Here is an 11,035-nt window from a genome sequence, read left to right on the forward strand (position 1 = left end):
CACGGGGCGATCCAACATGTGGATCACATGAAAGCCCTTTTAAGGAGAAATGAAAAATGGCATTTGACGCATTCCTCAAAATTGACGGCATCCCGGGTGAAAGTCTGGACGACAAGTTCAAGGACTGGATCGAAATCCTGAGCTACACGCACGGCGCTACACAGGCGACTTCGGCGACTGCCAGTTCGTCTGGAGGCGCTTCTTCCGAGCGCGTTAACCTGAGCGACTTCACGGTTATCAAGTATGTCGACAAGGCTTCTCCCAAAGCCTTCGAGTCATGCTGCAAAGGCCAGCACATCAAGGAAGTTGTCCTCAACCTTAACCGTGCCGGCGGCGACAAGCTGACCTACATGACCATCACGCTGGAAGAAGTGGTCATCTCTTCTGTCACCTTCCTGGGCAACATGCCTGTGGCTGGCGAAACCAAGGCGGAGAGCGATCTGCCATTGGAAGAGATCAAGTTCAACTTCTCTCGCATCAAAATCGCCTATACCCAGCAGAAGCGTTCTGATGGCGCAGGCGGCGGTAAGGTTGCAGGCGGCTGGGACCGCTCGTTGAACAAGGTCTACTCCTGAGTAAGGCCTAGGGCGACTGACGTTGTTCGGCCGCTCAACCGAGGGTCCCGCGCCTGTATGGGCGCGGAGGCCTTCTCTTTTCACCTTTGAATGCAGAGCCGTCCATGTCTGACATCCTCGAAGACCTTTCGCTGGCTACATTGCGTACTCCCATTCAGGGTGGCGCGGGCGACGACCTGAGTTTTTCCAGCCTGTTCGATCAGATCAAGGAGGCACGCCGCGCCGATGTCGACTATCTGACTCAGGGCGACTGGCAAACCGATCTGAAACAGGCCGACTGGGAGCAGGTTGTGCAACTGGCCAGCGCCGGGATTGCAGAACAGAGTAAAGACTTAATGCTGGTCGCATGGCTAGGTGAAGGTCTGGCGCACAAATATCATTTCCGCGGTATCCGTTTCGCGCTGGCAGTGGCTCAAGCCATGCTGGAAGATTTCTGGGACACCCTGTTCCCTTCTCTGGAAGACGGCACCGAAGAGCGTTCTGCTCGCTTGGGGTGGTTGAATACAACCTTGGCCGAAGTGGTCCGTACGCTACCGATTACCCAGGGACAGGGCTACAGCCTGTTCAAATATGATGAATCTCGACAAGTTGAAAACCTGGCTCGACAGAACTCGTCGGCAATGAACCAGGCTCTCGAAGAAGGCAAGATCAACGCTGAATTGTTCCAGCGCTCGGTCGTGCTTACCGATACCGATCACCTGAACCGTAAATACGCGGAGATGAGTGAGTGCCTGGTTGCCTGCAAACAATTGCAGTCGACCATCGACAGCGTCTTTGAGCGCGACGTACCCAGCTTCCTCGCACTCAATGACGTACTTACCCACGCCCGGCAGTTGGTTGAGCGATTGCTCAAGGACCGGGGTGTCGAGGTGGCAGCACCCGCTAACCAACCAAAAGATGAAGCTGAAGTCGAACCAGTCAGCGAGCGGCCTGTAACTCGAGTCGACAACCCGGCAGCCAGCGCGCCCATGCGCACCGTGCCACTGACCCGGGACGAAGCGTTTGCCCTGCTGCAAGGCGTAGCACAATTTTTCAAGCAGACCGAACCCCATAGTCCGGTGCCCTATCTGGTAGAGCGCGCCATCAAATGGGGCAATATGCCGCTGGAAAGCTGGCTGAGCGACGTGATCAAGGACGGTAGCGTCGTCGATGGCATTCGCGATCTGCTGGGCACTCTGCCGCAGCGCGATTAAAAGCTCTGACAGCCAACCACAAGGAGTATCAACATGCGCCCGATCATTTTGCTGAACGATCCGACCGACAGGGCCGGGGTTGTTGTCGAAGGATCTCCGACCACTCTGGTCAATGGTCGACTGGTGGCCAGAGTCGGCGATAAAGTCATGTGCCCGCATGGGGTCTGTGCAATCGCGACAGGTGACACGTCAACGTTGGTAGATGGCCGGCCGGTTGCCCGCCATGGCGACAAGACTGCGTGTGGCTCCAGTCTCATCGCCACCAACAGTGACTGTGGCATATTTTAAGGACGACAGCATGTTGAAGCCCTATGGCCAAGGTCATCGCTCTTTATGGGATGTCATTGGTGAGCGACGCGAACAGGAACAACGTCAGGCTACTCCGGCACGTCAGCCAGCAGACTATGACCTCACACGCGTCAAAATTGACAACGCCTGGCTGTGGCTGCCGAACCTCGAACCTGCTCAAGCTGCGTCAGGGACATGGCTTGGAGCCGTTAACGGAGATTTTGAACACGATCCAAGATTGGTCAGTCCATCGGGCCACCGTTATAACCTGCGTCGCATTCGCCTGCCCCAGCACAAACCGGAAATCGATACGTTGCCACGTACGCTTCAACTGCTTGAGGCCATGCTCGCACAATGGGCTGATTTCGCAGCCAGCGTCGATTGGGAAAACACGAAGGTAGTACTGTTTGCGCCGTCGGGCATCGCCCCATCAGCATGGGAGAATCATGCTTTGCCGATCTGGCCGTTTGATTACCTCCCCGGCGAGGGCTTCGACACTCCTTCGCTGAACTTTGATGAATGGTTGCCCTGGGCGCTTCAAAACGATACGGAAGCGTCTTGCCTGCTGTGCGTCAGCATAGACACCTGGGCAACGAAAGACCGGGCTGGCGCTCTGCCCAGCGACGCCATGGTCGGTGAAAGCATCTCGATCGTGCACCTGCGGCGTGTAGACCACGCCAACCCCGACGAGGAAAATACCTGGCAACTCTATCCAGCCATGACCCGCGAACACTCTCCGCGTGCATCGCAGCCAAGGCAAAGCAGCGCCGATCTGCAACAGCTGGCAGAGGCCCTTTGCGAGCAGAGGGGTATTCAACCGAACGACATCCAGGCACTCGTCATCGACGGTCATCTTCATGACAGACGTCTAGAGCAGCTCTCTCATTACGCAAGTACCCAACTGCCAAACCTGGTGGTAGCGGAGCATGTCGCTGGGCAGGCATTACTGGCAGGCGAGCGAGGAAGGAGCGCGACTCAACTAACGTCACTCGCACTTGCTTTTCACGCAGGCAGGGCGAGGCAGGGATCGGTGCTGATATTTGATAGACACGCCTCTACTCAGACTCAAGCCTGGTTGCTGAGTACCGGCAAGACGACTGCGCAAGCTGGCGATGAGGTAGCCGAACACCGCGGGCTTGAACACGACGGACAGAGCAAAGACTCATGAAGGAAAATTTTGATTTCAATCCAAAATCCTGCTCGATCAATGATCTGAATCCGGGCTGTGTCGAAATGTGGACACTTGGCCAGCAAGTGGCTATCAGGCGCTTGTGCGTGAAGACCCGCGCCGAATACAAGCAACCGGCCAGGTATGAACTGCTCAAGGACTTCAGTACGCGGGCTGCGCGTATCGCAGGCAATTACGCACGTATTTACCTGGAGCAAGAGCACAACGGCCAGCCCGAACAAAAAGGACGGTTTTACTGGACAGGGTTAGCGGCGTTTGCAAGCAAACAGGTCATGTGTGCATTGGATTATTCCAGTAACACAAAGATGCGCTATTTGCCACCCGCCGTACCGCCCTTGGAGATTACCAAGATATTTTTGGGCAAGGGAAACTTCTGGTTATTCCAGGACATCTTCGTCTGGCACTGGTTTTATATTAATTATCCACAGCAGTTCAATGAGTGCATAAAGACTCGGGACTTTAGTACGCATGACCCACGATTCAAGCAAAGCTTTGCGCAACTGCCATGGATTGATGATGCACTGCCCAAAATAAACAACCTGAAGGTAACTGATTATCTGGTAAGCGGCTTCAAGTTGATATCGGCTGTAGAGAAGGAGCCGGCAGGTACACTGCGTGAAAAATACAAATTTCAGTCCCTCCTGGCAATTGCCAAACATGAACAACTGATGATATTGCAACCGTTGATATACGAGGATAAAAGCTTCAGGGCACTGTTGTACATGCAAACGTGGGTTGAGGGGTACGGAGATGTTCCGCGCCGACTGGCGTCCCTGAGTGTTGAATGCGATACAGGCGACCCGGAGCAGGATGTCATCATGTCCGATGGCGAGCTGTACGACGCCGAGGACAGAATGATTTTTATTACAACAATTGCCTCTACGTATCATCGGAGAATGCAAAGAAAAAATGTTGAGATGGAAAAGGCAATTATGACGATAGGGACGTGGAATGAACGCACTACTTAAATATATGATAGCGGCTTTCATACTGCTGACCGGTTGTGAGGATTCGGATATGAATACAAAAAATCGTGAGATCGAACTCTCTCTTGGAGTATCAATTGATACTGTCTTGGCTTCAACATCTGTAAAACTGCGAAAAGACTGCGATGATACGATGTGTCTCTACCAATTTATAGTGCCGTCAAAATCCTCTGAACTGATCACTGTAAAGGTACGCTCAGCATCCACCATATTAGCGATTGAGAACGTTAGCTCAACCACTATCGTCACCAATCCCCTAGGGCTTATTACAGATATAGACGTGTATGTAGCAGGAGTATCAACCCATGCGAAACATGAAGACGCAATGGCGTACTTTTATCAACAAGTACAGAATCTAGACGCTGCGGGATGGCAGCGTTACATTTTCCCTAATGAAGCGAGAATACCCGGTACAGAAGCCGACAAATTTACCAACTTAAATGAAGTGCTAGGTAAAAATGTTGGTACAGGTCCCTGGATGGACCCAAATCTCAAGCTTACGAAGCAGGTATGGGTCTCATTGCCTATGATCAACACGTGGATGTTCTACAGCGGTCACGAGTATCTTGATCTGATGGTACAGCGCGAGAACAGCAAAGACGACCCGCAGAACCGTGGATCTTACTTGTTTACATGGACGTTCAAATCAGAAAGTGAGTTCTACGCCGAATTCGTGAGAGGCGAAGATCGCGCACGCTGGAGAGAACTTCTGCCTGCCGAATTAACCCGAATGGGGAAAGAGCGGCAGAAGACAGAGGCGCAACTGAAAAAAATGGGCATAAAGATCGATGAAAACTATAAAGATGCCAAACCTCCCGTAGAAGCGGGTTAAACCAAAGATACGTCGCAAACCGATTCAAGCGGTAAAGGAGTTACACCATGGATCTGACATTCGGTACCGCCCTCAGCCAGAGCGGACGCCTGCTGCAACTCACCACGCCGCTGGGCGAGCATCAGCTTCAGGCCCTGCGCATGCATGGGGTCGAGCGCATCGGGCGCGTTCCTCGCTACACCCTCGACGCGGTGGTGCAGGACACCGAATACGATCCTGAAAAACTCATCGGCCAGCCGGTCAGCCTGGCGATTCTCTGCGATGACGGTTCTCCCGCGCAACGTCATGGCCTGGTCGAGAGCGTGCGCTATCTGGGCAATGACGGCGGTCTGCATGACTGGCAACTGGTCTTCGCGCCCTGGTTCAGCCTGCTCGAATACCGACTCGACTGCCGCATCTGGCAGGACAAGAATCTGCCGACAATTCTGGAAGCCGTTTTCTCGATGTACGAGCAGGCCAAGGGCAATTATCGCCTGGACCTGCGACGTGAATACGCCCCGCTGTCCTACGTTACCCAGTTCAATGAAAGTGATGCCAACTTCGTGCAGCGCTGGTGCGAGCAGGAAGGTCTTTTCTGGTACGTCGAGCACACGGCGGACAAGCATTGCATCGTCTTCACTGACACCGTCGACACCCTGCCCACGCTGGCACCGCAGAGCATTCGCTTTCACACCCAGAACGCCACAGAGAAACAGGACGGCATTACCCAGTGGAGCAGTGGCTCGCAGTTGCTCAGCGGCAAGCTGCATTGGCGCAGCGTCGATTACTTGGCCCACGGCCAGCCACGCGAAACCGTGATGCCTGCCCTACAGGCCGCTTCGGCCCCGCAGGCGCTGGAGCGTTACGAGTATCAGGGCCAGTACGGCTGGCAGAAGCAGGACCGGGGCGAGTGGCTGAGCCGCGTACAGATCGAACAGCGTGAGTCGCAGGCTCGTCGCGTGCAAGGTCAAAGCGGCGTGCGGCAGATGGAAGCCGGACGCTGGTTCGAGCTGACCCAGCATCCGCTGTACGAACGCAAGGCGGCTGAAGAGCGCCAGTTTTTGCTGATCGAAGTCGAAATGTTCGCCGAGAGCAACCTGCCGCTGGCCAAGGAGAGACGCGAAGTGCCGGGGAGCTTGGCGGCGCTGTTCAGATCTGTTCGTCCTGAGCCATCAGCGTTGACCGGTGTGGCCGATTCACTGGGCGTGGGCAGCCACGGTTTCTTCCTCAATCGCTTTGAAGGCCAGTTGCACAGCGTGCCGTTCCGCAGCCCGGCCGAGCATTTCAAGCCGAATAATCCCGGCCCGCAGACCGCCGTGGTGGTCACGCCCAACGGTCATGAGGTGTTTACCGACACTCTGAACCGGGTATGCGTACGCTTCCACTGGGACCGGCTTTCCCAAGAGGGCGAACTGGGTTCCTGCTGGCTGCGCATGATGCAACCGAGCAGCGGACCGGACTGGGGCAGCGTACATGTGCCGCGTGCCGGTGAAGAGGTGGTTATCACCTTCCTGGATAACGACATTGATCGGCCACTGGTCATGGGCCAGGTCTACGGCGGTCACAAACCCGCCTGGCACTCCAGCGGTCTGATGGCAGGCTACAAAAGCAAGGAAGTCGGCGGCGGTGGTTTCAACCAGTGGGTGATGGACGACTCGACCGGCCAGGTCCGCACCCAGATCCACAGCAGTCACGGGCATACCCAGCTCAACCTTGGTTACCTGATCGACCAGCGCGGCAACAACCGTGGCGGCCTGCGCGGTACCGGGTTTGAATTGCGCACCGATGCTTACGGTGCTTTGCGCGCCCAGCAGGGTTTGTACCTCAGCACCTGGAAACGCAGCGGCGCCCAGGGCGCACAGATCGATGCCAGCGAAGCGCAGCAGCAACTGAAAAATAGCGAACAGCGCGTCAAGACCTTGTCCGACACCGCGCAACAGCACAATGCCCTGCCCATGCAGGAAGGCCTGGATAGCCTCACCCAGCTCAACAGCGATGCCGACGTCACTTACGGCAGCGACGACGGTACCCCGAGCCAAGGCCCCGGCGAGCAACAACGCAACGGCGGCGACACCGCCTGGGCAATCCGCAGCGGCGGACGCGGCAAGACACCGGGTTACCAGCAACCTCTGCTGATCGCCTCCTCCCCTGCCGACATCGCCACTGCCACGCCGAAAAGCACGCACCTGCACAGCGGCAAACACCTGACCCTGAGCACTGGCGAAGACGTCAGCATCGCCAGCGGCAAATCCCTGCTGGCCAGCGTCGCGCAAAGCATCAGCCTGTTTGCGCAGAACGCCGGGGCCAAGTTGTTTGCTGCCAAGGGCAAGATTGAGCTACAGGCGCAAAGTGATGCGATGGAGCTAACGGCGCAGCAGAAGGTGATGATTACCTCAACCGCTGCCGGAATAGAAATCGCCGCCCAGGAAGGCATCCTCCTTACCAGCGGTGGCGGCTACATCCGCATCAAGGACGGGAATATCGAGATTCATGCGCCGGGGACGATTGATGTCAAAGGGGCGAAGAAGACGTTTAGCGGGCCGACCAGTCTGTCGCACAGCTATAACGAGATGCCCAAGACCGACTTCGCGGACCCTTATGTGGTTCGCAAACAGAGCACTGGAGAACCTGCTGCTGGTATGAAAGTCGAAGTGACCCGCGCGGATGGGAGTGTCATGCAGTACGTTTCTGATGCCGCTGGGAAGATACCGCTTCAGCAAAGTCAGATTGCAGAATTTGTAAAAATCAAAGTGCTGGGAGAAGCCTAATGCCTGATTCCTCTTTCTTCGTCGCCCAGACAAACCAATGCATGGAGGCCAACCATGGGCAATAACAGCTCACACTCAACTGACAATACGCTCCATCTGGCTCAGGAACATGATGCAGACGGCGAGCTAATGGCCACTACGACCATGTCACGGTCAAACGACCCAGTGGAAAAGTCTGTTCCGTGTAAAAGCGGGAAAGTTGTGCCGATTATTTTCATACCAGGGGTGATGGGTACTAACCTGATGAATATGAAAACCAGAGAACGGGCTTGGGCGGCGCCAAACATGGATGGAGTATTTCCAGTATTAAAAACGGTAGGACTCCTTCTCGGAAGCTGGTTCAAGTCACCCAAACGACGTCAACTTGAGCTTGATCCTAGGCCTGGCGCTGTAGGCATCTATGAAGACGGAGAAATTGATGGCGGCGAGAGCGGACTTTCCAAGGAAGAGTTACGTACTCGAAAGTGGGGCTCCATCATGCGAACCTCATATCACCCAATTATGAACGAAATGCAACGCCAAATGAACAGCATCATGATAGCTGGCAATCCTCAAGGAGAATGGAAAGAACGTGTACAACAAGCACCTGCGGACTGGGGTGACTGGGAAGAAAATCCAAGCTTATCAGCACTTGGAGATGCAAGCGGCTTAATGAAAGCAGCAGATATTCAATACGAAGTTTGGCCAGCTGGCTATAATTGGTTGCAATCAAACAAAGACTCTGCCGCCGACATAATAAATTACATCAATAAAACTGTAATACCTCACTACAACGGCAAAGCAGAAAAAGTAATAATTGTCACCCATTCCATGGGAGGACTTGTAGGAAGAGCTATGGTTGCTTGCCGTGGGTTTAGCAAATTGTACGGTATTGTACACGGCGCAATGCCTGCAACTGGCGCCCCTGCGAGCTATAAGCGTGTAAGGGGTGGCTTTGAAGATTTTGGCGAAAAGAAAATATTAAGCAGGGATGCGGCTGACGCTGTAGCAGTTATGGCCTTTGCGCAGGGACTGCTAGAACTACTGCCATCAAGAGACTATAACGACGCACAACCGTGGCTTTTTTTAAGAGATCGTACTACTGGGAAAAAAGTATTTACTCTTCCGAAAACCTGCCCTTATACCGAGATCTACAAATCCGATAAGTGGTGGGCTCTCATCCCAGATACCAATGACAAACTGCTTGATCCTGCGAAAATAATCGGCACTAAAACCGACGATGATGTTTCGATGGAAAGTAGCGAAGAGAACTCACTTAAAAATACTTTTTTTGGAATAATAGATTCGGTCAAAAATTTTCACGAAGATATAGAGAATAAGTATTACGATAAAACATACGTACACTATTGCGTAGAGGCAAAATCGGAGAAGTTTTTTACATGGGGCAATCTTGAATGGTCCTCCAAAAGCGTCGAAGGATTAGACCCTGAAACCGCAAGTCTGACCAGTGACAATCTAGACTCCGAACTACAGCTAAATGGAAAATATGTGTTAACCGTAGGAGAAAAATACCACCCTGGGGATGGAACAGTGCCGGTTTACTCTGGCGCTGCACCACGTGGAAAGCCGGGGGTAAAAGGAGCCTTCGCTCATGGACAAAATGCAGAAAATGCAGGAAAACTCATCAATTATTGCAAAAAAGGTAAATACAATAACTCCGTTGGGTACAAGCATCAAGATGCTTATACCGACGAGAAGGGCAGAACACTTTATGCAACCCTATATAGTTTAGTCAGGCTATCAGAAAATAGTTAAGCATCTAAGGCAGATCATGAAAAACATTCCAACCTTAACAAAAGCGCTAACTTATGCCCTAACAATTTTCGCACTTTACTCTCCACTATCCTTGGCACTACCCATTGAAGGAAAGGAAATGAACAACAAGCTGACTACCCATTATTTTGGCAGATTCCAACTAGATCTACCAACGAGTTCTGAAATTGTTGCTGACTACAAGCTCTACAACGAAAAAGTAGAGCTTGTTAGCAAAAATGGAAAGTCTGATTTGAGCTCGTTTGTCGATCAAACAATTGAAGAACTAAAAAAAGGAACTGCTTATGGGACATCAAGCAGATATGAAAAAACCATACCCCTTAGTAATGGTAGCGTGTTAATACTTTCCAAACTAGATAAGCTCTATACGTTTCATGCCTATCTACTTACATCAAAGAACACACTTTATCGGATGCTAGTAAAGTCAATTTCAGCTAAAGGAATAGATGGCGCCATCAATAAAACCCGGTTAATAAGTGAATCCATATTTTTTAGGCGACCACAAGACGCTCCACCCCAAGGCGCTTTTGCTTTAGAAGCAGGTTATACCACACTAGGGACAACCCAATCCTTGGAAGGTATTTACATGGGAGCACAAATCTCAACGCACCCAGGAACGTTTGTTAGTCTACTGACCCAACGAATCGTTGAACATGATGACACGTTAATAAAACGTTTTGAAAATGAAAGCGGCGGCCTTATTCCAGGTATGGCAGAACTATTGAGTAAAACAAAAACGCTTAGGAAAAGGACACGTATGATTGGTGATTTTAAAGCAGAAGAAGTCGCTGTAACAACATTAATAGATGGAAAACGATTTTACACTTTTCAGATCGAATACGAGGGACAGATAAAATCAAATATTCGTCCATTTATAGATCTAAGACTGGGCACACATGAAGTTGGAAGCGACTTTAAATCCGACGAAGAAGCTTTGGCCTTTTGGGATAAGGTAGTAGACAGCCTGAAACCGCTTCCCTGACTTGGCTATCTATACAGCAATAAAAAATAAAATAAATGGAACAATTTAATGCCCGACTTTATAGGCTATATACTAATTGCTCTAACCCTAGCATTGCCACTCTACGGAGCTTGCTATGCACCGTTCAAAATACTGACGTTTCTGGTAAACGGCAAAAACCCACTAAACCACATTTTGCGATATCAGTGTTTCATCTCATGCGTCTTGTCTTTCATCGCTGCTTTTTGCGCATTTTTCTTATACTTGGCGACACGTGGCAATTACGACTTTCTCATGCCCGTGGCATGCTACTTTTTCATCCAGGCGGTTTCGATGCTTATAATGACGATAAAGGCAAAGACATCCATCTAAAAGAAACACATGGACGACAATCCATGTTAGATCAGGGATTCGAGACCATTCCAGGTAGGGGAGCTACACCATGGATCTGACATTCGGTACCGCCCTCAGCCAGAGCGGACGCCTGCTGC

General features: G+C 52.0%; 9 protein-coding genes. All 9 read left to right on the plus strand.

Going from position 1 to position 11,035, the window contains the following annotated elements; translation table 11 throughout:
• Positions 1 to 56 precede the first annotated feature (56 nt).
• The 9 genes from RYC18_RS18360 (at position 57) to RYC18_RS18400 (ending at position 10,565) form a co-directional block, all read left to right on the plus strand.
• A complete protein-coding gene (locus RYC18_RS18360) occupies positions 57 to 575 on the plus strand; it encodes an Hcp family type VI secretion system effector (protein WP_005730234.1) in 519 nt (172 codons plus the stop codon).
• Positions 576 to 679: 104 nt separating this feature from the next.
• Positions 680 to 1,768: a type VI secretion system protein TssA gene (gene tssA / locus RYC18_RS18365; protein ID WP_003372345.1), complete on the plus strand. Its 1,089-nt coding sequence runs from the start codon at positions 680 to 682 to the stop codon at positions 1,766 to 1,768.
• Positions 1,769 to 1,801: 33 nt separating this feature from the next.
• The gene (locus RYC18_RS18370) at positions 1,802 to 2,056 is read left to right on the plus strand and encodes a PAAR domain-containing protein (RefSeq protein WP_005730232.1); all 255 of its coding nucleotides are present in this window, start codon (positions 1,802 to 1,804) and stop codon (positions 2,054 to 2,056) included.
• A gap of 10 nt (positions 2,057 to 2,066) precedes the next feature.
• A complete protein-coding gene (locus RYC18_RS18375; protein WP_003372348.1) occupies positions 2,067 to 3,224 on the plus strand; it encodes a hypothetical protein in 1,158 nt (385 codons plus the stop codon).
• On the plus strand, positions 3,221 to 4,213 hold the full coding sequence (locus tag RYC18_RS18380) for a DUF2515 family protein (protein ID WP_316886572.1): 993 nt from the start codon (positions 3,221 to 3,223) through the stop codon (positions 4,211 to 4,213). The genes RYC18_RS18375 and RYC18_RS18380 overlap by 4 nt, the downstream gene beginning before the upstream one ends.
• Entirely contained in the window at positions 4,197 to 5,063 is an 867-nt protein-coding gene (locus RYC18_RS18385; RefSeq protein ID WP_003372352.1) for a hypothetical protein, read from the plus strand. The genes RYC18_RS18380 and RYC18_RS18385 overlap by 17 nt, the downstream gene beginning before the upstream one ends.
• Positions 5,064 to 5,110: 47 nt before the next feature.
• Entirely contained in the window at positions 5,111 to 7,810 is a 2,700-nt protein-coding gene (locus RYC18_RS18390; RefSeq protein ID WP_316886573.1) for a type VI secretion system Vgr family protein, read from the plus strand.
• 54 nt (positions 7,811 to 7,864) lie between these two features.
• Entirely contained in the window at positions 7,865 to 9,565 is a 1,701-nt protein-coding gene (locus tag RYC18_RS18395; protein WP_316886574.1) for an alpha/beta hydrolase, read from the plus strand.
• 118 nt (positions 9,566 to 9,683) lie between these two features.
• On the plus strand, positions 9,684 to 10,565 hold the full coding sequence (locus RYC18_RS18400; protein ID WP_003349576.1) for a T6SS immunity protein Tli4 family protein: 882 nt from the start codon (positions 9,684 to 9,686) through the stop codon (positions 10,563 to 10,565).
• The last annotated feature ends 470 nt before the right edge of the window (positions 10,566 to 11,035 follow it).

Origin of the sequence: Pseudomonas syringae group sp. 247E2 (assembly GCF_032587795.1) — a bacterium.
Taxonomy (GTDB): Bacteria; Pseudomonadota; Gammaproteobacteria; order Pseudomonadales; family Pseudomonadaceae; genus Aquipseudomonas; species Aquipseudomonas amygdali.

Excerpts from the sequence above, each read along its gene's own strand:
- RYC18_RS18360 (WP_005730234.1), top strand. The coding sequence starts at position 57 with ATGGCATTTGACGCATTCCTCAAAATTGACGGCATCCCGGGTGAAAGT.
- tssA (WP_003372345.1), top strand. The coding sequence starts at position 680 with ATGTCTGACATCCTCGAAGACCTTTCGCTGGCTACATTGCGTACTCCC.
- RYC18_RS18370 (WP_005730232.1), top strand. The coding sequence starts at position 1,802 with ATGCGCCCGATCATTTTGCTGAACGATCCGACCGACAGGGCCGGGGTT.
- RYC18_RS18375 (WP_003372348.1), top strand. The coding sequence starts at position 2,067 with ATGTTGAAGCCCTATGGCCAAGGTCATCGCTCTTTATGGGATGTCATT.
- RYC18_RS18380 (WP_316886572.1), top strand. The coding sequence starts at position 3,221 with ATGAAGGAAAATTTTGATTTCAATCCAAAATCCTGCTCGATCAATGAT.
- RYC18_RS18385 (WP_003372352.1), top strand. The coding sequence starts at position 4,197 with ATGAACGCACTACTTAAATATATGATAGCGGCTTTCATACTGCTGACC.
- RYC18_RS18390 (WP_316886573.1), top strand. The coding sequence starts at position 5,111 with ATGGATCTGACATTCGGTACCGCCCTCAGCCAGAGCGGACGCCTGCTG.
- RYC18_RS18395 (WP_316886574.1), top strand. The coding sequence starts at position 7,865 with ATGGGCAATAACAGCTCACACTCAACTGACAATACGCTCCATCTGGCT.
- RYC18_RS18400 (WP_003349576.1), top strand. The coding sequence starts at position 9,684 with ATGAACAACAAGCTGACTACCCATTATTTTGGCAGATTCCAACTAGAT.